General features: G+C 59.2%; 19 protein-coding genes. 10 read left to right on the top strand and 9 right to left on the bottom strand.

Annotated elements, in window-relative coordinates; genetic code table 11:
• Positions 1 to 2: 2 nt before the first annotated feature.
• Genes cyoB through cyoE form a run of 4 tightly spaced genes read left to right on the top strand, consistent with a single transcriptional unit; the run spans position 3 to position 3,898 of the window.
• The gene (gene cyoB / locus ACA047_RS24435) at positions 3 to 2,033 is read left to right on the top strand and encodes a cytochrome o ubiquinol oxidase subunit I (RefSeq protein ID WP_497353754.1); all 2,031 of its coding nucleotides are present in this window, start codon (positions 3 to 5) and stop codon (positions 2,031 to 2,033) included.
• 3 nt (positions 2,034 to 2,036) lie between these two features.
• Positions 2,037 to 2,663 (top strand): cytochrome o ubiquinol oxidase subunit III, encoded by a 627-nt coding sequence (locus ACA047_RS24430; protein WP_497353752.1) that lies wholly within the window; start codon positions 2,037 to 2,039, stop codon positions 2,661 to 2,663.
• Positions 2,664 to 2,999 (top strand): cytochrome o ubiquinol oxidase subunit IV, encoded by a 336-nt coding sequence (cyoD, locus tag ACA047_RS24425; protein WP_058543612.1) that lies wholly within the window; start codon positions 2,664 to 2,666, stop codon positions 2,997 to 2,999. It abuts the gene before it with no gap.
• Between the two features lie 11 nt (positions 3,000 to 3,010).
• Positions 3,011 to 3,898, top strand: a complete 888-nt coding sequence (gene cyoE, locus ACA047_RS24420) for a heme o synthase (protein WP_497353750.1) — start codon at positions 3,011 to 3,013, stop codon at positions 3,896 to 3,898.
• Positions 3,899 to 4,091: 193 nt separating this feature from the next.
• Here the strand turns inward: cyoE and ACA047_RS24415 are convergent, their stop codons facing one another.
• The 4 genes from ACA047_RS24415 to ACA047_RS24400 all read right to left on the bottom strand — a co-directional run bounded on the left by ACA047_RS24415 (position 4,092) and on the right by ACA047_RS24400 (position 7,953).
• Complete coding sequence (locus ACA047_RS24415) at positions 4,092 to 4,796, bottom strand: hypothetical protein (protein WP_497353748.1); 705 nt, start codon at positions 4,794 to 4,796, stop codon at positions 4,092 to 4,094.
• A 139-nt stretch (positions 4,797 to 4,935) separates the two neighbouring features.
• Positions 4,936 to 5,679, bottom strand: coding sequence for a DUF72 domain-containing protein (locus ACA047_RS24410; protein ID WP_497353746.1), 744 nt, complete (start codon positions 5,677 to 5,679; stop codon positions 4,936 to 4,938).
• 92 nt (positions 5,680 to 5,771) lie between these two features.
• Positions 5,772 to 6,785, bottom strand: a complete 1,014-nt coding sequence (locus ACA047_RS24405; protein ID WP_497360530.1) for a sensor domain-containing diguanylate cyclase — start codon at positions 6,783 to 6,785, stop codon at positions 5,772 to 5,774.
• Positions 6,786 to 7,044: 259 nt separating this feature from the next.
• The gene (locus ACA047_RS24400) at positions 7,045 to 7,953 is read right to left on the bottom strand and encodes a LysR family transcriptional regulator (protein ID WP_497353744.1); all 909 of its coding nucleotides are present in this window, start codon (positions 7,951 to 7,953) and stop codon (positions 7,045 to 7,047) included.
• 100 nt (positions 7,954 to 8,053) lie between these two features.
• Between ACA047_RS24400 and ACA047_RS24395 the strand changes: the two genes are divergently transcribed.
• Complete coding sequence (locus ACA047_RS24395; RefSeq protein WP_497353742.1) at positions 8,054 to 9,229, top strand: acetylornithine transaminase; 1,176 nt, start codon at positions 8,054 to 8,056, stop codon at positions 9,227 to 9,229.
• Here the strand turns inward: ACA047_RS24395 and ACA047_RS24390 are convergent.
• Positions 9,195 to 10,451 (bottom strand): MFS transporter, encoded by a 1,257-nt coding sequence (locus ACA047_RS24390; RefSeq protein WP_497353740.1) that lies wholly within the window; start codon positions 10,449 to 10,451, stop codon positions 9,195 to 9,197. The genes ACA047_RS24395 and ACA047_RS24390 overlap by 35 nt on opposite strands.
• Positions 10,452 to 10,580: 129 nt before the next feature.
• Between ACA047_RS24390 and ACA047_RS24385 the strand changes: the two genes are divergently transcribed.
• Together ACA047_RS24385 and ACA047_RS24380 are read left to right on the top strand one after the other, a co-directional pair.
• The gene (locus ACA047_RS24385) at positions 10,581 to 11,033 is read left to right on the top strand and encodes a winged helix-turn-helix transcriptional regulator (protein ID WP_497353738.1); all 453 of its coding nucleotides are present in this window, start codon (positions 10,581 to 10,583) and stop codon (positions 11,031 to 11,033) included.
• A 142-nt stretch (positions 11,034 to 11,175) separates the two neighbouring features.
• Positions 11,176 to 11,910 carry a YiaD family glycine zipper/OmpA-like lipoprotein gene (locus tag ACA047_RS24380; protein WP_497353736.1) on the top strand — a complete coding sequence of 245 codons (735 nt, stop codon included), beginning with the start codon at positions 11,176 to 11,178 and terminating at the stop codon, positions 11,908 to 11,910.
• Between the two features lie 164 nt (positions 11,911 to 12,074).
• Here the strand turns inward: ACA047_RS24380 and ACA047_RS24375 are convergent, their stop codons facing one another.
• The gene (locus ACA047_RS24375; protein WP_025215418.1) at positions 12,075 to 12,509 is read right to left on the bottom strand and encodes a Z-ring associated ZapG family protein; all 435 of its coding nucleotides are present in this window, start codon (positions 12,507 to 12,509) and stop codon (positions 12,075 to 12,077) included.
• A 147-nt stretch (positions 12,510 to 12,656) separates the two neighbouring features.
• On the opposite strand from ACA047_RS24375, the gene ACA047_RS24370 reads away from it, so the two are divergent.
• The 3 genes from ACA047_RS24370 to zapE all read left to right on the top strand — a co-directional run bounded on the left by ACA047_RS24370 (position 12,657) and on the right by zapE (position 15,862).
• On the top strand, positions 12,657 to 13,286 hold the full coding sequence (locus ACA047_RS24370) for an alpha/beta hydrolase (RefSeq protein WP_497360528.1): 630 nt from the start codon (positions 12,657 to 12,659) through the stop codon (positions 13,284 to 13,286).
• 24 nt (positions 13,287 to 13,310) lie between these two features.
• Positions 13,311 to 14,666: a tryptophan--tRNA ligase gene (locus tag ACA047_RS24365; protein WP_497353734.1), complete on the top strand. Its 1,356-nt coding sequence runs from the start codon at positions 13,311 to 13,313 to the stop codon at positions 14,664 to 14,666.
• 101 nt (positions 14,667 to 14,767) lie between these two features.
• Positions 14,768 to 15,862: a cell division protein ZapE gene (zapE, locus tag ACA047_RS24360; protein ID WP_497353732.1), complete on the top strand. Its 1,095-nt coding sequence runs from the start codon at positions 14,768 to 14,770 to the stop codon at positions 15,860 to 15,862.
• An 83-nt stretch (positions 15,863 to 15,945) separates the two neighbouring features.
• On the opposite strand, the gene ACA047_RS24355 is transcribed toward zapE, so the two are convergent.
• The 3 genes from ACA047_RS24355 to ACA047_RS24345 form a co-directional block, all read right to left on the bottom strand.
• Entirely contained in the window at positions 15,946 to 16,941 is a 996-nt protein-coding gene (locus tag ACA047_RS24355; protein WP_497353730.1) for an asparaginase, read from the bottom strand.
• A 75-nt stretch (positions 16,942 to 17,016) separates the two neighbouring features.
• Positions 17,017 to 18,228 carry a hypothetical protein gene (locus ACA047_RS24350; RefSeq protein WP_497353728.1) on the bottom strand — a complete coding sequence of 404 codons (1,212 nt, stop codon included), beginning with the start codon at positions 18,226 to 18,228 and terminating at the stop codon, positions 17,017 to 17,019.
• 15 nt (positions 18,229 to 18,243) lie between these two features.
• Positions 18,244 to 19,131, bottom strand: coding sequence for a nitrilase family protein (locus ACA047_RS24345; protein ID WP_497353726.1), 888 nt, complete (start codon positions 19,129 to 19,131; stop codon positions 18,244 to 18,246).
• Positions 19,132 to 19,298: the final 167 nt, after the last annotated feature.

Below are 19,298 nucleotides of genomic sequence, written 5' to 3'. Positions count from 1 at the left end.
CGATGTTTGGTAAATTAAGTTGGGAAGCGATCCCGTTCCACGAGCCGATTGTCATGGTGACCATCGCCATCATCGCGCTCGGCGGTCTGGCGCTGTTCACTGGGATCACTTACTTCAAGAAGTGGACCTACCTGTGGACCGAGTGGCTGACTTCGGTCGACCACAAGAAGATTGGCGTGATGTACATCGTCGTCGCCATGGTCATGCTGCTGCGTGGTTTTGCCGACGCCATCATGATGCGTACCCAGCAGGCCATGGCCACCGCGGGTTCGCCTGGCTACCTGCCACCTGAACACTATGACCAGATCTTCACCGCCCACGGTGTGATCATGATCATTTTCATGGCAATGCCATTCTTCACCGGCCTGATGAACCTTGCAGTGCCGCTGCAGATCGGCGCGCGTGACGTTGCCTTCCCGTTCCTGAACTCCCTGAGTTTCTGGCTGCTGGTGTCCGGCGTGGTGCTGATCAACCTGTCCCTGGGCGTTGGCGAATTCGCCAAGACCGGTTGGGTTGCCTATCCGCCACTGTCGGGCTTGCAATACAGTCCGGGCGTAGGGATGGATTACTACATCTGGGCGCTACAGCTATCCGGGCTAGGTACGACGCTGACGGGGGTCAACTTCCTGGCCACCGTGGTGAAAATGCGTACGCCTGGCATGAAGCTGATGGACATGCCGATCTTCACCTGGACCTGCACCTGGGCCAACGTGCTGATCGTCGCTTCCTTCCCGATTCTGACCGCTACCCTGGCACTGCTGACGCTTGACCGTTACATGGATTTCCACATTTTCACCAATGAACTGGGTGGAAATCCGATGATGTACGTCAACCTGTTCTGGGCCTGGGGTCACCCCGAGGTGTACATCCTGATTCTGCCGGCGTTCGGGATTTTCTCCGAAGTCATCTCGACCTTCTCCGGCAAGAAACTGTTTGGTCACCACTCGATGATCTACGCCAGTGGCGCGATCTCGGTGCTGGGCTTCATGGTTTGGTTGCACCACTTCTTCACCATGGGTTCGGGTGCCAGCGTCAACGCCTTCTTCGGTCTGGCGACGATGCTGATTTCGATCCCGACGGGGGTGAAGCTGTTCAACTGGCTGTTCACCATCTATCAGGGCCGGCTGCGTTTCACCAGCCAGGTGATGTGGACCCTGGGCTTCATGGTGACTTTCGCCATCGGCGGCATGACCGGTGTACTGCTGGCCATCCCGGGCGCGGACTTCGTTCTGCACAACAGCCTGTTTGTGATCGCGCACTTCCACAACGTGATCATCGGCGGCGCGGTGTTCGGCTACATCGCCGGTTTTGCGTTCTACTTCCCGAAAGCGTTCGGCTTCAAGCTGCACGAAGGTTGGGGCAAGGCCGCGTTCGGCTTCTGGATCACCGGCTTCTTCGTCGCGTTCATGCCGCTCTATGCACTGGGCTTCATGGGCATGACCCGTCGTCTGAACACCACCACCAATCCTGAGTGGGTGCCGTACCTGTACGTCGCCATGTTCGGTGCGGTGCTGATCGCCTGTGGTATCGCCTGCCAGCTGATCCAGTTGTACGTCAGCGTGCGTGACCGCAACAAGCCAGAGAACATGTGCGAACACGGCGACCCGTGGAATGCCCATACCCTGGAATGGTCGACCTCGTCGCCACCACCGTTCTACAACTTTGCCGTGCTGCCCAAAGCGGACGTCATCGACCCGTTCACCGAGGCCAAGGAAAACGGCACCGCGTACCAGGCTCCGGCCAAGTACGAGCCGATCCACATGCCAAACAACACCGCGACCGGTGTGGTCATGGGCGGCCTGCTGACCGTGTTCGGTTTCGCGATGATCTGGCACATCTGGTGGCTGGCTATCGTCGGTCTGGTCGGCACCGTGGTGTATTTCGCGATCCATGCTGCCCGTGACGATCAGGGCTACATGGTGCCGGTGGATGTCATCGAGCGCATCGAAGCCGAGCAGCACAAGCGCCTGGTAGCGGCCGGGAAAGTCCCAGCCACCGCTACCCGTGTTGAAACCTCGTTGGAACAGGCTTAAACCATGTCGAACTTAGTGACCAATGTTGGACACGCCCATGGTCATGACCATGGGCACGATGACCATCACCACGACTCGGGCGAGATGACCGTATTCGGTTTCTGGCTCTACCTGATGACCGACTGCATTCTGTTTGCGTCGATCTTCGCGGCGTACGCGGTGCTGGTAAACAACGTCGCCGGTGGCCCGTCGGGCCACGACATCTTCGAGCTGCCGTACGTGCTGGGCGAAACCGCTCTGCTGCTGTTCAGCTCGATCACCTACGGCTTCGCCATGCTGGCGTTGTTCAAGGGCAAGAAAACCCAGGTACTGGGTTGGCTGGCCATGACGTTCCTGTTCGGTGCCGGCTTCATCGGCATGGAGATCAACGAGTTCCACACGCTGATCTCCGAAGGCTACGGCCCTAACCGCAGCGGTTTCCTGTCCGGGTTCTTCACCCTGGTCGGCACCCACGGTCTGCACGTGACCAGCGGCCTGATCTGGATGGCGATCATGATGTATCAGGTCCAGAAAAACGGCCTGACTGCCACCAACAAGACGCGCCTGAGCTGCCTGAGCCTGTTCTGGCACTTCCTGGACGTGGTGTGGATCTGCGTATTCACCGTTGTTTATCTGATGGGGACCCTGTAAATGGCTAACGCACATTCCCATGATGGCCACGACGCCGGCCACGGCAGCGTCAAGTCCTACGCCATCGGTTTCATTCTGTCGGTGATCCTGACCGTCATTCCGTTCGGCCTGGTGATGTACCCATCGCTGCCCAAAAGCCTGACCCTGTGGATCGTACTGATCTTCGCCGTGGTCCAGGTGCTGGTGCATCTGGTGTACTTCCTGCACCTGGACCGCTCCGCTGCCCAGCGTAACAACGTGGTCGCGTTTATCTTTGCCGCGATCGTGATTGTCCTGCTGGTCGGCCTGTCGTTGTGGATCATGTTCAGCATCCACACCAACATGATGGCGCACTGAGGAAAGTCCGGATGTCCTTAAAGCACTTTATCCAAATCACCAAACCGGGGATCATTTTCGGTAACGTGCTTTCTGTGGCAGGCGGGTTTTTCCTGGCCTCGAAAGGGCATGTCGATCTGGCCATCTTCCTGGCGGCGATGATCGGCACTTCCCTGGTGGTGGCGTCTGGTTGCGTGTTCAACAACTGCATTGACCGCGACATCGACATCAAGATGGAGCGCACCAAAAACCGTGCGATGGTCCAGGGGCTGATCCCGGTGCAACTGGCCCTGGCATTCGCTACGGTGCTGGGCGTGGCCGGTGTGGCGCTGTTGTACCGGGTGGCCAACCCGTTGGCGGCGCTGTTCGCAGTGATTGGTTTTGTCATCTACGTCGGCTTCTACAGCCTGTACCTCAAGCGCAAGTCGGTTCACGGCACGCTGGTGGGCAGTCTGTCGGGGGCGATGCCGCCGGTGATCGGCTACGTGGCGGTCAGCAACAGCTTTGACATGGCTGCGCTGACGCTGCTGGTGATGTTCAGCCTGTGGCAGATGCCGCATTCCTATGCCATCGCGATCTTCCGCTTCAACGACTACCTGGCAGCCTCGATTCCGGTGCTGCCGGTAAAACGCGGCATCCTGGTGGCCAAGAAGCACATCCTGCTCTACATCCTGGCCTTCCTCGTGGCGACCTTGATGCTGACCTTCAGCGGCTACGCCGGCATGAGCTACCTCGCCGTTGCTGCCGCCATGGGCATGTACTGGCTGTACATGGCTTGGACCGGCTACAAGGCGGTGGATGACACGGTCTGGGCACGCAAGCTGTTCGTGTTCTCGATCTTCACCATCACCGCCCTGAGCGTCATGATGTCCCTGGACTTCAAAGTGCCGAGTGAGTTGCTGCTGACTTACGCGCCTTAAGCTTCAGACGCCGCACAAAAAGCCCCGCCTTCGTGAGAATAGCGGGGCTTTTTCATGGGCGTTGTCCGGGCTGGCGACGAGCTGTGGGCGCGGGCTTGCTCGCGATAGCGGTGGGTCAGCTTGCATGGATGTTGAAGGTGCCGGCCTCATCGCGAGCAGGCTCGCTCCCACAAAAAAAGCTTCGGGCTGCGGTTTATTGCTGGGCGATGCTGTAGCCGTCGAAGGCTTTCTGCTGCTGCAACGCGGTGACGATGCTCTTGCGGGTGGCCTGTTGTTCGGTGCCGTCGTTGTCCAGGAAGGTTTCGCTTTCCAGCTCGGCTTCGTCGCCTTCGCCCACGAAATTGAACCCCAGGAATTCGAAGGCCTCGCGGTCGACGTTCGGCTTGGAGCGTGGCGTGCGCAGGGGCAGGGTGACGCTGATGCCGTCCTTGCTGATGACAAACACTTCTGCGTCCTTCTTGGCCCGTGAGGCTTTGCCTTTTGCGCCGGTTGGATTGCTGATGGCTTGGTGAGTCTGGTTCAGCACTTTCAGGGCCAGGCCATAAACCAGTTCCTGGAACGCCGGGTCGTCTTTATAGCTGGACAGGATACGGCTGATGGGGAAGCGGCTGCTCAGGTCTTCCAGCGCTGCGAAGTCGGCGGCTTCGGCGTCCTTGAGCTGCTTGAGCTGGCCCATCAGTTCGTAGGCCTTGTCATCGTCGAACGCATCGTGAGCCTGGCGGATAGCATTGCGCAGCTCGCGGATCTGGTCGCTTTCGCGGTTCGACTGGAACGCATCGAGAACCATCTCACTGATGCTTTTGGCCTGGGGCAGATGCTGTGAAAGATTGATGGAGTTTTCGTATTCCGCTTTGGACGACAGGGTGACTACGGATTCAGCGGTGTTGGAATCGGACATTGAAATTTCACTACTTCTGTTAGCTGGATGAGGCGAGAAAGGCATTGAGCATTTTTCCGGTCGCCTAATCTATTGGACGCGGGCGGTGTTGTCACGGCTGAACCGGTGGCAGGTCAGCATTTGTTGTCGGTTGTGGATTTCAGTCGCGCATCAGATCCTTCAAGCGCAACGCATTGGGCACCGCTGCGCCACTGGCCGTGTTGTCGAATAAGCACCAGGTCGGTGTGTCGGGATCGGCCTTCAATTGTCCGGCGAGTTGCTCCAGCCAGGCGTCTTCGTAAGGGGAATGGTAAATCCGCGGTGAGCCGTGCAACCGGTAGTAACGGATCCCGGGCCAGCCTGCGGGCTGATCGCCACCGGGCAAGGGCGATGGATCGGCGGCGACGCGGCCGATGTGGTGGTCTTGCAGCAGCGCTGTGACATGCGGCGCGAGCCAGCTCAGGTGCCGGGGTTCGAGCACTGCGTGCCCCTGATAACGATCACCCAAGGCCGTGAAGAAAGCCCTGGCCACTGCGGCATCGAAGGCCAGTGACGGCGGTAACTGAATCAACAGGCAGCCGAGTTTTTCTCCCAACTGTGTGCATTGCCCGAGAAACTCATCGACAAGCCCCTCGCAATCGAGCAGTCGCCGCTCATGGGTGATCTGCTTCGGCACTTTGACCGAAAACCGAAAGTCCTGGGCGACGCTGTCTGCCCACTTTGCATAGGTGGCGGCGCGATGCGGGCGGTAAAACGAGCTGTTGATCTCCACGGCCGGGAACCGGGCGCTGTAGCGCTGCAAGTGTGTGCCTTCGACGGGAAAGGCCGGCCATTGCTCCCGGGGCAGCGACCAGCCGGCGCAGCCCAGGTAAAGACGTGGGGACAAGGGGGATCGAGTCGGCAAGTGCGAAGACCTGATTGCAAGGGTTACAACCTATGACCGTTGCAAACGCCTCAAAGATGCATTCTTTTTCGTTGGTGAGCCTGGGGGCAGATTCATTCGCAGATCACATTCTTGCCTGCCATCTTGGCGCGATACAGCGCCTGGTCCGCACGGTCCAGCAGCGCTGCATGCTGTTCATCCTCGAGCCGTTGCACCACGCCAAAGCTCATGGTGATCTGGAAGTCGCCCACCGGCAGCAGGTCGGACAGGCCACGGCGAATGGTTTTGGCCATCAGGCCGGCATCGGCCAGGGAGGTGTTGGGCAAGATCATGATGAATTCATCGCCGCCCCAGCGCGCCAGTAGGTCGCCACTGCGTTCGCAGCGTTTAACGGCCTGCACCACTTGCACCAGCGCCGCGTCGCCGAAAGCATGGCCGTAACGATCATTGATATCCTTGAAGTCATCGATGTCCATGGCGATCAATGACAGGGGTTCGCGAAAGCGTTGGGTTCTTTCGCAGGCCAGTGGCAAGGCCTGCTCCAGGCGATACCGGTTGGCAACCAGCGTCAGGGCATCGGTTTCGGCGAGCCTGCGGTTCTCGTCGAGTTGGATCTGTAGCTGGTGGTTGACCCGGTACAGCTCGCGGGTGCGTTCTTCAACGATGGCTTCCAGGGACTTGTTGCGCTGTTCCAATTGCTCGAACAGGCGCTTCTTGTCGTCGATGCTGCGATGGGCTCCGATCATGCGGGCCACTGTACCGTCGGCGTTGCGGGCGATCACGTAACCGCGATCTTCAATCCAGATGTAGGAACCGTCGCGCATGCGGCAGCGGTATTCGGCCTGGTAGCCGTGGGATCTTTGTTCCAGGTAGTCGTCGAACAACGTCATCACCCGTGGATAATCCTCCGGGTGGATCACGCTTTCCCAAGTCAGCACGGTGTTGTCCAGCGAGTGAGGCAAGTAGCCAAGCATCGTGTACCAACCGGGGTTGCGGTAGACGAACCCGGTGTTGGCATTCCAGTCCCAGATACCATCGCTGACCAGCTCCAGGATGGTATGCAGCACGCTTTCGTCCAGATCGGACAGGTCGAACCGCTGCAAATCAATGTTCGAGGCATCTCCCATCATCGTTCCCTCATCAGCCTTGATATCAAAATGCTCGTCCAAGGATGAAGAGTAGCCGATGGAGCGGGGGAGCCACTAGCGGTCACGGTGTTCAGTCAAACCATGATAGCCCTATGTGGCGAGGGGATTTATCCCCGCTGGGTTGCGCAGCAACCCCAAGACAGTCGACTCACACTGACAGGCGCACCGGGTGTAATGGTTTTTGGGGCCGCTACGCGGCCCAGCGGGGATAAAGCCCCTCGCCACAACATCGTTCGGCTCAGGATTGAGGTTTGCCCCATTTCTCCAGCGCAAACTCGACAAAACTGCGCAGTTTCGGCAGCCGATAGCGATCCTGGGCATACATCAGGCTCATCGAGCGGTGGAGCAGTTGATAGTCCAGCAGCAGCGCCACCAGATGCCCCTCCTTGAGGTCCTGCGCCACCAGCGCGTCGGGCAGCATCACCACGCCCATGCCGGCCAGGGCGGCGCGGTGCAGGCCCGAGGAGCTGTTGATCAGCATCGGTCCGGTCACCGGCACTTTGATTTCGCCCTCCGGGCCATTGATGGGCCAATGGTCCTGCGCGAAGTGCCACTCGTCTCCCGCGGGGTAGGCGAACGACAGGCAGTCATGGTGTTGCAGGTCCTCGGGTTTTTCTGGTGTGCCGCGCCGCGCCAGGTAAGTCTTGGAGGCGCAGATGGTCAGGGTGTAGTCCATCAAGGGGCGGGCGATCAGCTTCGAGTCGGGATGGCCGAGGCGGATGGCGGCGTCGAAGCCGTGGTCGAGCAGGTCCAGGCGCTGGTTGGTCAGCACCACGTCGAGTTTGACCTGCGGGCAACGCTGGCTGAATTCGGCCAGCGCCGGCGCGAGGCGTTCGGTGCCGAAGGTTAGCGGAGCGGTAATGCGCAAGGTGCCGGTGGGCTCGCCTTGGGTCTGCTCGGCCAGGCGTTCGGAGTCGGCCACCAACCCCAGTACTTCCAGGCAGCGTTGGTAATAGGACGAGCCGAATTCAGTCAGGCGCTGACGGCGGGTCGTACGGTTGATCAGGCGTACACCGAGGCGTTGCTCCAGTGCGCGAAGATGATTGCCTACCATGGTCGTAGACATTTCGCACGCCAGGGCCGCCGCTGTCAGGCTGCCGGTTTCCACCACCTTCACGTAAACAGTCATTGCCTGGAACAGATCCATTATCAAGCTCAGCTTTTAAATGATTGAAGTAAAGCAGTGTTTATCCAGCCATGGTGGCTAACCATACTGAAAAAAACCACCCCTGATGGAGCTTGATGCCATGACTGCTGCCTGCCTGATGACCACTTACCAACCCCTGGCGCTGAATTTCACCCATGGCTTGGGTACGCGTCTGTGGGATCAGGACGGTCGTGAATACCTGGATGCCGTGGCGGGCGTGGCGGTGACCAATGTCGGGCATTCCCACCCCCGGCTGGTGGCGGCCATCAGCGAGCAGGCCGGCCTGCTGCTGCATACCTCCAACCTGTACAGCATCGATTGGCAGCAACGGTTGGCGCAAAAACTGACGCAGCTCTCAGGATTGGAGCGGGTGTTTTTCAGCAACTCGGGCGCCGAGGCCAACGAAGCCGCGCTGAAACTGGCGCGCCTTTATGGCTGGCACAAAGACATTGAGCAGCCGTTGGTGGTGGTCATGGAGAATGCGTTTCACGGGCGCACGCTGGGCACCTTGTCCGCCAGCGATGGCCCGGCGGTGCGGCTGGGTTTCAATCGGTTGCCCGGCGATTTCATCAAGGTTCCGTTCGGTGACTTCGCGGCGCTGGAAAGACTCCAGCAGACCCACGGCGAACGCATCGTCGCGGTGCTGGTGGAACCGATCCAGGGTGAAAGCGGCGTGCAACTCGCACCGCCGGGCTATCTCAAGGCTTTGCGTGAACTGTGCACCCGGCGCGCCTGGCTGCTGATGCTCGACGAGATCCAGACCGGTATCGGCCGCACCGGCCAATGGTTCGCGTTCCAGCACGAGGGCATCGTGCCGGATGTCATGACGCTTGCCAAAGGCCTGGGCAACGGCGTGCCCATCGGTGCCTGCCTGGCTCGGGGCAAGGCCGCCGAGCTTTTTACGCCGGGCAGCCATGGCAGCACGTTCGGCGGCAATCCGCTGGCCTGCCGGGTCGGCTGCACGGTGCTGGACATCATTGAGGAGCAAGGTCTCCTGGACAACGCCAAGCGTCAGGGTGAACAGTTGCTGAGCCGGCTTCGTGCCGAACTGGCGGACAACCCGAACGTGCTGGCGATTCGCGGCCAGGGGTTGATGATCGGCATCGAGCTCAAGCAGCCGATCCGCGATCTGACCCTCTGCGCTGCCCGGGATCACGGCCTGCTCATCAACGTCACCCGGGGCAAAACCATCCGCCTGCTACCGCCGCTGACGGTTGATGGGCGGGAGGTGGAAATGATTGTCAGGGGGGTGAGCCGCACTCTGGTTCAGGGATAAGGTCGGTGCAGGCCCAGTACGCCAAGGCAGTTGCACTGATCAACGCACCCAACAGGCACACCGCGACCCAGCCCCATTGCGCGTAAACCTGGGTTGCGGCGGCGGCCCCCAAGGCGCTGCCGATGGAGTAGAAACACATATAAGCGCCCACCAATCGGCTCTGCGCATCGGGACGGGCGGCGAAGATGAGACTCTGGCTAGTGACGTGGACGGCCTGCACCGCGAAATCCAGCGCAATGACGCCGACAATCAGGGCCAGTAACGATGTTTGGGCGAACGCCGTGGGCAGCCACGACAGCGTCAACAAGCCAAGGGCAATGCCGGTGGTGCGTTGTCCCAGGCCTCGGTCGGCCCAGCGTCCTGCTTTCGATGCGGCCAGGGCTGCGGCCACTCCCGCCAGGCCGAACAAGCCGATCTGGGTGTGGGACAGCGACAGGGGCGGCGCACTGAGAGGCAACACCATGGCTGTCCACAACACGCTGAATGCGGCGAAGATCAGCAAGGCCAGAATGCCCCTGATCCTCAAGACACGCTCGGTGACGAACAGCTTGAAAAGCGACCCAATAAGCGCCGGATATGATGTGCTGAGTCGAGGCCGGTTGGTTGAAGGTGCTGCTTTGGCGAGCACGACGGTCAGCGCCAACATCAGACCCGCTGAAACAAAGAAGACAGCGCGCCATCCAGCCAAGTCTGCGATGACCCCCGATATCAACCGGGCCAGCAGGATACCCAGCACCACGCCGCTGGTTACTGTTCCCACGGCTTGCCCACGCTGTTGTGGCGAGGCCAGAGCGGCGGCATAGGCCACGATGACCTGCACCAGCACCGCCATCATTCCTACCATGACCATCGCGCCCAGCAGCACCGACCATTGCCCGGCACACCCCGCGACAGTGAGCGCCAGGGCTGACAGCAGCGTCTGGCTGATCATCAGGCTCTTGCGATTGACCAGATCCCCCAGCGCGACGATGAACACCAAGCCTACGGCATACCCGACCTGGGTCGCGGTCACAACGACGCCGATCAGGCCGGGGGCAACGTGCAGGCTCTCAGCAATGGAGTCGAGCAACGGCTGGATGAAATAGACGTTCGCCACGGCCAGCGCACAGCTAACGGAAAACAGCAGTGTCAGTGACCGCGTCAGCCTCGGCGAGCCCACCTGCGACGACTGCGGGACAGGTTCGCCGGATTGTGTTTGAGCGGTGTGCGCTTTTGGGAGCATTAGGGCAATCCTTTGCTGAATCAGGTTTTGTTTTGAAACCATAAAATTGATTTTTAGCTAACCTGGTTTTAATCTGCAACTGGTTTTTGTCGTTTCATAGAGAAACGTCATTTAGAGAAAGGGCACGCCATGACGGAGCAAATATCCCCGGGCAGTAATGAATGCCCTGTGGCCCGGGCCGTCGAGGTCATTGGCGACCGTTGGTCCCTGTTGATCATTCGAGACGCGTTCGATGATGTACGACGGTTCAGCGAATTCCAGAAGAACCTGGGGCTGGCCAAGAACATCCTCGCCTCGCGCCTCAAGGTGCTGGTGGACGTAGGGGTTTTCGAGACAAGGCCCGCCTCCGATGGCAGCGCCTACAAGGAGTACGCGTTGACGCAGAAGGGGCGTGAGGTGTTTCCGATCATGGTTTCGATGCGCCAGTGGGGTGAGCGGCATCTGTTCAGCGTCGGGGAAACCCATTCGGTGTTGCTGGATAACGAACACGACGCGCCGTTAGCGCTGCTTGAAGTTCGCTCCGTGGATGGCAAAAAAATTGAGCCTGGGGACTGCTATCGTCGTAGGGTAATCAAGCCTTGAGCGGTGTGGATTTTTATTTGTCAGCCATGGGCAAACGCAGCGCAGCGGGACGGAATTTTTAACGATTGTCGCGTTCCAACGCCAGCCAGAGTCGGTTGCCCGCGCGCTGGCACTTCAGACTGAAAATACCAGGAGCATTTCCATGTTCACCTCGCGTCGCTTGATCGTTGTCGCTACCGCTGTGGCCCTGTTGTCCGGCTGTGCGTCGCCTAACCCTTATGACAATCAGGGCCAAGCCTCCACGGAATCTTCAGGCATGAGCAAGACTGCCAAGTACGGCGGCCTCGGGGCTCTGGCGGGTGCGTTGGCCGGTGCGGCCATCGGTCACGATAACCGTGGCAAGGGCGCGTTGATCGGTGCAGCGGTAGTGGGGGCTTCCGCAGCCGGTTACGGTTACTACGCCGACCAGCAGGAAAAGAAACTGCGCGCCAGCATGGCCAACACCGGTGTTGAAGTGCAGCGTCAGGGTGACCAGATCAAACTGATCATGCCAGGCAACATCACCTTTGCCACCGATTCGGCAAACATCGCGTCCAGCTTCTACCAGCCGCTGAACAACCTGGCCAACTCCCTCAAGGAGTTCAACCAGAACCAGATCGAAATCGTTGGCTATACCGACAGCACCGGCAGCCGTCAGCACAACATGGACCTGTCCCAGCGTCGTGCGCAGAGCGTGGCGACCTACCTGACGTCCCAGGGCGTGAGTGGCGCCAACCTGACGGCCCGCGGTGCCGGCCCGGACAATCCGGTGGCCAGCAATGCCGACGTCAATGGTCGTGCGCAAAACCGTCGTGTCGAAGTCAACCTCAAGGCTATTCCCGGTCAGGAGTACCAGGCGCCGGCGCAGCAGGGTCAGACTTATCAGCAATACCCGTAATCGCTGGGCGGTCAATGAAGCGGGGGCCATGGAAACATGGCCCCCGTTTTTTTGTGGCCACGAAAAGCCCTGCCTGGATCAAACCTCTTCGCGAGCGATTTGGACTGGTCAGTAAAAAGCCCGCCCGATCATAGGATCGGGCGGGCTTTTGTGTGGCTTGAAAATTACTTCTTCAAACCGTAATGCTCATCGAGCATGCCGGGCGAATTGGGGGCTTTGGGGGCGTAGTCCCGGGGCGGTTCCTGATCCTTTGGTGGGGTCAGGCGTTCCCGTGGGGCCTGGGCCGCATCGGCGTGCAGGGCGGCCAGCAGGCGTTGGCGAGTCTGCTCGTCCAGGGCCAGGCGATTGGCACCCTCGGACAAATGATCCTGGACGTCCTGGTAGCTCTGGGTGAGTTTCTTCACCAGAGAAGCGGTGCTGTTGAAGTGGGTGACCACTTCATTCTGATAACTGTCGAAACGTTCCTGAATGTCGTCCAGCTGACGTTGCGTGCTGTTAGGCACCGCATTGGGCAGCAGTCGGGCAAGCAGGAATCCAATGGCGACACCGGCAACCAGGGCAAGAGTCGGCAACAACCAAACTAAGAGCGAGTGTTCCACGAGTCCTTCCTCTATAAACGGCTTTGCTTTACGTTAACGGCTCGGACCTGCGCTGTATACCGCGAAGAACATCGCAATCATGCCAGGCACAGACTTTAGCTAGACGAGTCGACCCTATTTGAGGTCACGGAGTTCTTTCCCTTGCTTATGCGCGAAACCCCTGTAGTCATCGATGGCCCGGTGGGCCAACTGGAAGCCTTGTACCTGGATAGCGAAGCACCCCGTGGCCTGGCGCTGATCTGCCACCCGAACCCGGTGCAGGGTGGGACCATGCTCAACAAAGTGGTTTCGACGCTGCAACGCACTGCCCGCGATGCTGGCCTTGTTACGTTGCGTTTCAATTATCGCGGCGTTGGCGCCAGTGCCGGCAGCCATGACATGGGCACCGGCGAAGTGGACGACGCCCAGGCCGCGGCCGATTGGCTGCGTGAAAAATACCCGCAACTGCCCCTCACGCTGTTCGGTTTTTCGTTCGGCGGATTCGTCGCCGCAAGCCTTGGCGGGCGGCTGGAAGCCCAGGGCCAATCGCTCAAGCACCTGTTCATGGTGGCCCCGGCGGTGATGCGTCTGAATGCGCAGTCACCTGTGCCGATGAGCGGCGAATTGACCGTAATCCAGCCGGAAACCGACGAAGTCATCGATCCCCAGTTGGTTTACGAATGGTCCGACACGCTACAGCGCCCCCATGAGCTGCTGAAAGTGGCAGAATGCGGGCACTTTTTTCATGGCAAGCTGACCGATCTCAAGGATCTGCTCCTGCCGCGCCTTTCGAATTGACAGCAGTCTGACAAGCGATAACCCATGACGACTCGTACCCGTATCCTGACCGGCATCACCACCACCGGCACCCCGCACCTGGGCAACTATGCCGGCGCCATCCGTCCGGCGATCCTCGCCAGCCGTGACAGCAACGCCGATTCGTTCTACTTCCTGGCTGACTACCACGCCCTGATCAAATGCGATGACCCGCTGCGCATTCAGCGCTCGCGCCTGGAAATCGCCGCGACCTGGCTGGCCGGTGGCTTGGACGTGGACCGCGTGACCTTTTATCGCCAGTCCGATATTCCCGAGATTCCGGAGCTGACCTGGCTGCTGACCTGCGTCGCCGCCAAGGGCCTGCTCAACCGCGCCCACGCCTACAAGGCTTCGGTGGACAAGAACGTCGAGACCGGCGAAGACCCGGATGCTGGCATCACCATGGGCTTGTACAGCTACCCGGTGCTGATGGCCGCGGACATCCTGATGTTCAACGCCCACAAGGTGCCGGTCGGCCGCGACCAGATCCAACACGTGGAAATGGCCCGCGACATCGGCCAGCGCTTCAACCACCTGTTCGGCCAAGGCAAAGAGTTTTTCACCATGCCCGAGGCGCTGATCGAAGAAAGCGTCGCCACGCTGCCGGGGCTCGATGGCCGCAAGATGTCCAAGAGCTACGACAACACCATCCCGTTGTTCAGCAGCGCCAAAGACATGAAGGACGCGATCTCGCGCATCGTCACCGATTCGCGCGCACCGGGCGAAGCCAAGGATCCGGACAACTCGCACCTGTTCACGCTGTTCCAGGCTTTCGCCACCCCGGCGCAATCCGCTGATTTGCGCAGCGAACTGTTGCAGGGCCTGGGCTGGGGCGAAGCCAAGAATCGCCTGTTCCAGTTGCTCGACAGCGAACTGGGTGAATCGCGTGAGCGATATCACCAGTTGATCGAGCGTCCGGCGGACCTTGAAGACATTCTGCAACAGGGCGCGAAGAAAGCCCGGGCCGTGGCGACGCCGTTCCTCAACGAACTGCGCGAAGCCGTTGGCCTGCGTTCATTTGTCAGCCAGGTTCAGGTAGCAGCCAGCACGAAAAAGAAAGCCGCCAAGGCTGCACGCTTTGTCAGCTTCCGCGAAGACGATGGCAGTTTCCGCTTCCGCCTGTTGTCGGCCGATGGCGAGCAACTGTTGTTGTCGCGCAATTTTGCCGACGGTAAGACCGCAGGCCAGGTGACCAAGCAGCTGCAATCTGGCCAGCCACTGGACGTGCGCAGCGACGAGATGAATTTCAGTGTCTGGCTCGACGGCGATTGCGTGGCAGACAGCCCTGCTTTCGCGGACAGCGCCGCCAGGGATGCTGCCATCGATGCGTTGCGCATTGCACTGACGCCCGCTCAAGACTGATCCCAAGCGTCCTCCGACCATCGGCTTGAATAAGGGCCGATTGCCATTCCTCTGGGCCGTCGCTACAGTGACGGCCCGTTTTTGTTGCCTTGCTAACGAATATGACGCCCCTAGAACGATATCAAGCTGATCTGAAACGCCCGGAGTTCTTCCACGACGCAGCCCAGGAAACGGCGGTGCGGCATTTGCAGCGCCTGTACGACGACCTGATCGCCGCGTCGAACAACAAGCCGGGCTTGTTGGGCAAACTGTTCGGCAAGAAAGACCAGGTGCCGGTCAAGGGCCTGTATTTCTGGGGCGGCGTGGGCCGTGGCAAGACCTACCTGGTGGACACCTTCTTCGAGGCGCTGCCGTTCAAGGAAAAGGTCCGGACGCACTTCCACCGCTTCATGAAGCGCGTGCACGAAGAAATGAAGACCTTGGGTGGCGAGAAGAACCCGCTGACCATCATCGCCAAGCGTTTCTCCGACGAAGCTCGGGTGATCTGCTTCGATGAGTTTTTCGTTTCCGACATCACCGATGCCATGATTCTCGGCACCTTGATGGAGGAGCTGTTCAAGAACGGCGTGACCCTGGTCGCCACCTCGAACATCGTACCGGACGGTCTCTACAAGGATGGCCTGCAACGGGCGCGTTTCCTGCCAGCCATTGCGCTGATCAAGGAGCACACCGAAATCGTCAACGTCGACAGTGGTGTCGATTACCGTCTGCGTCACCTCGAACAAGCGGAACTGTTCCACTTCCCTCTGGACGCCGCCGCTGAAGAAAGCCTGCGCAAGAGCTTCCGGGCCCTGACGCCGGAATGCACTCAGGCGGTCGAAAACGACGTGCTGATCATCGAGAATCGCGAAATTCGCGCCATCCGCACGTGTGACGACGTGGCCTGGTTCGATTTCCGCGAACTGTGCGACGGTCCTCGCAGCCAGAACGACTACATTGAACTGGGCAAGATTTTCCACGCCGTGCTGCTCAGCAGCGTAGAGCAGATGAGCGTCACCACCGACGACATCGCCCGCCGTTTCATCAACATGGTCGACGAGTTTTACGACCGTAACGTGAAGCTGATCATCTCGGCCGAAGTCGAACTCAAGGACCTCTACACCGGCGGTCGCCTGACCTTCGAGTTCCAGCGGACCTTGAGTCGTTTGCTGGAAATGCAATCCCACGAATTCCTGTCGCGGGCGCATAAGCCGTAGGGCGATTCGGATAAAAAAAGGGCCTGCGATTGCAGGCCTTTTTTATTTGGCTGCCTCCCATTTATCGCCCCGCGCCACAAGCATTAATACTGAAACCGAGTATCGTCTTTCAGATAGCGAGCCAACTCATCCTGTCGCTGGCAACCAATTAGTAACCACAGGAGGATTCTGGCTTTGCGTGGACAGGCAAAGCCAGCCATCGATGCGCCTCTGCGCATTAAATCCATCTCGCTCCCCGAGAATCCGTAGGTTGAATGAGCCGTAGGGCCGGAGCCGCAGCGAGTTGCAATAACGACCGGGATTTTCTTGGCAATTGCATCAATCGCCTCAGCCCAGCTTTCAGAAAGGTGTCCTGCACCGAAACCGGCAATGACCAACCCGTCATAGCCCAGTGTGAGAATGTTTTCCAACAGCAGGCTGTCGGCGCACAGCGATGCCTGTAACAGGGCAACTTTCTGTGTCGTGTGTTGCGGCAAGGGCAAAACGTTGCGTTGCAGTGCTGGGCGCAGGTAGTGAACCGTACCTTCCACCACCAGGCCGGTCGGACCCACGATGGGCGAGGAAAACGCCTGCAATGCCATCGAATCGGTTTTGCGAACAGCGTGCGCGGGGTGAATTTGCCCGTTCATGACCACCTGAGCGCCACGCCGGCAGCTGTTCTTGGCCAAGCTAACCCGACAAGCGTCCAGCAGATTCGCCGGTCCGTCGGCCCCTACCTGGGCTGCCGAACGCATGGCGCCGGTTAGGACCAGTGGTTCGTCGTGGTCCCACAGTAGATCGAAAAATGTGGCGGTTTCTTCCAGCGTGTCCGTTCCCTGAGTGATGACAATACCCACGGCGCCTTGCTCGATCTGATAATTCGCCCAGCAGAGAACGCTCAATAAAAACTCGAAGCTCAATGAAGCACTGGGCAACATCCCGAGCGTTTCAACGTTGACGCGTGCCAGTGCCGTCAACTCTGGTACCGAAGCCAGCAGTGTTTCGCCGCTGATGGTCGGGACCACTCCTTCGCTGGCGGCCCGGGCGCGCATGCTCACGGTGCCACCCAGTGAAGCGATGGCCAGTTTGGGCAGGTCCATGTGATACCTCGTTAGCGTGTAGTAGAAATGGCTGTATCCGCCTTGAGGCCGCAATACAGCCGTAAAGGGGGCTGCTCAGTTGGCTATCAGAAATCCGATAAGCGGGATGATGAGCAAGGTGCTGATGGCCATGGACAGGACATTTGCGATGAAGCCATGCATGTCGGTCGGCAACCGTTTGGCAATTGCGCACGCCAATGGTGGCGCAATCAGTGCCCCCAGCAATGCGCTAGAGGCAATCACCTGCCAACTGCCGCCGTAGGTCAGAACGGCCGCCGGCACCACTGAAACCAACGGAATGTAGGTGGGATACCATCCGTGTAACATCCACTGTCGACGCCAGATCATCACGCCCAGCGCCGATGTCAATGCCTGTGCACCGATCAGTTGCGGCAGCAAGCCCGAGCCGTAAACCGGACTCATCGGGTTCAAGGTAAAAGCCAATAACGCGCCCAGTATCAGGCCGAGGCTGGCCCATTCATTGCCGAAAAACGGCGCTTCCGAAAAGTCTGCCAAGACTCGTCGCAAACTCCAGACAACGCCATAGTCAGGCACCTTGGTGGTAGTCGGCGCTGGTGGCGGCTCGGAGGGCTTCCCCGATGCCTGTGACTTCATCAGGCTCGGCAGATAGCGACAGAGCAGAAACGCAACGACGCTGGCGACCGCCATCCCAGAGACATTGCCGATCACGACCGGCAACCCCAGTGGATTACAGACGTAGTTGACGATCAATAAGCACGCCGGAGTGACGAGTAGAGCGCCCATGATTGCGCCGTTGATCGCGACCTTCCAACCGCCGCCAAACATCAGCACCATCGCCGCAGGCAATGAAACAAAAGCCGCAAACGTGGGCTGCCAAGCCGTGGCTGTTACTGTCCAACCCCACATCAGGTTACTCAGCAACAGCCCAAGCAACGAACTGGTAACGAGCCACGGCCACAGGCCGCTGCCATAGCAGATGGAAAAGCCTTGCCAGGCTTTTCCCGTCCGATTGGCCCGATACGCCAGATAGGCGCCGGCAAGCAGCCCAATAGAGGCGAACTCATGCTTGTAGAACGCAACCTCACTGATGTCTCCCAACACCCAGCGTAACCAGGCACTTGGCTGCGGCAGGTTCGAGACCATGTGGCTATAGTCTGGCCAGTGGGCTGGCCATGAAGTGCGGTTAGTGAATGAAAGCCAGGCGACCAGCAATATTGCGCCGAGCATCAGCAAAATGATGGCGATATCCAGCGGTGACCGGGTGGCATGCTGACGTTGTTCGAGCTTTTCGCTTGTAGTTTCCATTGAGTAGCTCCCTTATCAACGCGGCAGGCAAGGGTGCTGGGTATAACCGAGCATTTGATCGTAGAGATCAGCCCGACGATCGCGGTGCAGGTCATTCAAGTTGTTCCAGATGGCCGCGCTACGGGAGCTGGTGAGGTCGATATCGGCAAAAAGGACTTCTTGTTGGTCAGCAGAAGCCACCGCACCGATCGGCCAGCCGTTGGTACCGGCGATCAACGAACAGCCCAGGTAGCGGGCACCTCGCTCTTCACCTATGCGGCTTGCTGCGGCAATAAATACGTTATTTACATGCGCTGCCGTCATCGTCAGGTACGACGCCATGCACTTGCCTGCGTCATCAAAAAGAGGCGGTGGCGTCCAGACCCAGTTGTTCAGGCTGCAAATTATGTCCGCGCCTTGCTGGCTGAGAATTCGCGGCACTTCCGGAAACCAGATATCCCAGCAAATCAACAACCCTATGCGGCCTATCGGTGTATCGAACACCGGAAAGCCCAGATCACCCGGTGTGAACCACAGTTTCTCCAGGTTCCATAAATGCGCTTTTCGATACTTGCCGATAAAGCCGTCAGGCCCCACCAGAACGCCAGTGTTAAAGAGCCGCATACCTTCACGCTCCGTCAAACCAGCCACCAGGTAAATCTTGTGCTGGCGGGCGAAGTCCATCCAGGCTTGCACGCTCTGCCCGCCGGGAATTGACTCCGAGTGGTCGAACGCATCCTGTCTGTTGCTGAAGAAATAACCGGTACTTGATAACTCGGGCAGGACGATGAGATTCGCTCCGCCGCTCACTGCCTCCAGGGCCAGAGCAAGGCTGCGGTGCAGATTATCTTCACGATTTCTAAGGCCGACCTGTGGGTCGAATTGCACGACTGCTACACGAACAGGACTGGTTGGCTCGCTCATTTTCAAAAACCTCTTTTTATTGTTATTCACGCAGTTAAAGGGCGTGCACATAAGAGGTGAAATGGGGGCGGGGCGTAAGTCAGCTGTTTCCGTTTACGCTGTAGTCCGTATCCCAAGATAAATGGGCCAGTACTTGGCACGGGAGTAACGAAGGTAGAGCCAATGCA

The sequence above is a fragment of the Pseudomonas sp. LBUM1664 genome (assembly GCF_059695895.1).
The sequence above is the reverse complement of the archived record's forward strand: the minus strand, read 5'-3'. Positions and strand labels throughout refer to the sequence as shown.

What these genes read in the sequence shown, in the direction of transcription:
- cyoB (WP_497353754.1), top strand. Translation starts at nt 3, where the DNA reads ATGTTTGGTAAATTAAGTTGGGAAGCGATCCCGTTCCACGAGCCGATT.
- ACA047_RS24430 (WP_497353752.1), top strand. Translation starts at nt 2,037, where the DNA reads ATGTCGAACTTAGTGACCAATGTTGGACACGCCCATGGTCATGACCAT.
- cyoD (WP_058543612.1), top strand. Translation starts at nt 2,664, where the DNA reads ATGGCTAACGCACATTCCCATGATGGCCACGACGCCGGCCACGGCAGC.
- cyoE (WP_497353750.1), top strand. Translation starts at nt 3,011, where the DNA reads ATGTCCTTAAAGCACTTTATCCAAATCACCAAACCGGGGATCATTTTC.
- ACA047_RS24415 (WP_497353748.1), bottom strand. Translation starts at nt 4,796, where the DNA reads ATGTCCGATTCCAACACCGCTGAATCCGTAGTCACCCTGTCGTCCAAA.
- ACA047_RS24405 (WP_497360530.1), bottom strand. Translation starts at nt 6,785, where the DNA reads ATGGGAGATGCCTCGAACATTGATTTGCAGCGGTTCGACCTGTCCGAT.
- ACA047_RS24400 (WP_497353744.1), bottom strand. Translation starts at nt 7,953, where the DNA reads ATGGATCTGTTCCAGGCAATGACTGTTTACGTGAAGGTGGTGGAAACC.
- ACA047_RS24395 (WP_497353742.1), top strand. Translation starts at nt 8,054, where the DNA reads ATGACTGCTGCCTGCCTGATGACCACTTACCAACCCCTGGCGCTGAAT.
- ACA047_RS24390 (WP_497353740.1), bottom strand. Translation starts at nt 10,451, where the DNA reads ATGCTCCCAAAAGCGCACACCGCTCAAACACAATCCGGCGAACCTGTC.
- ACA047_RS24385 (WP_497353738.1), top strand. Translation starts at nt 10,581, where the DNA reads ATGACGGAGCAAATATCCCCGGGCAGTAATGAATGCCCTGTGGCCCGG.
- ACA047_RS24380 (WP_497353736.1), top strand. Translation starts at nt 11,176, where the DNA reads ATGTTCACCTCGCGTCGCTTGATCGTTGTCGCTACCGCTGTGGCCCTG.
- ACA047_RS24370 (WP_497360528.1), top strand. Translation starts at nt 12,657, where the DNA reads ATGCGCGAAACCCCTGTAGTCATCGATGGCCCGGTGGGCCAACTGGAA.
- ACA047_RS24365 (WP_497353734.1), top strand. Translation starts at nt 13,311, where the DNA reads ATGACGACTCGTACCCGTATCCTGACCGGCATCACCACCACCGGCACC.
- zapE (WP_497353732.1), top strand. Translation starts at nt 14,768, where the DNA reads ATGACGCCCCTAGAACGATATCAAGCTGATCTGAAACGCCCGGAGTTC.
- ACA047_RS24355 (WP_497353730.1), bottom strand. Translation starts at nt 16,941, where the DNA reads ATGGACCTGCCCAAACTGGCCATCGCTTCACTGGGTGGCACCGTGAGC.
- ACA047_RS24350 (WP_497353728.1), bottom strand. Translation starts at nt 18,228, where the DNA reads ATGGAAACTACAAGCGAAAAGCTCGAACAACGTCAGCATGCCACCCGG.
- ACA047_RS24345 (WP_497353726.1), bottom strand. Translation starts at nt 19,131, where the DNA reads ATGAGCGAGCCAACCAGTCCTGTTCGTGTAGCAGTCGTGCAATTCGAC.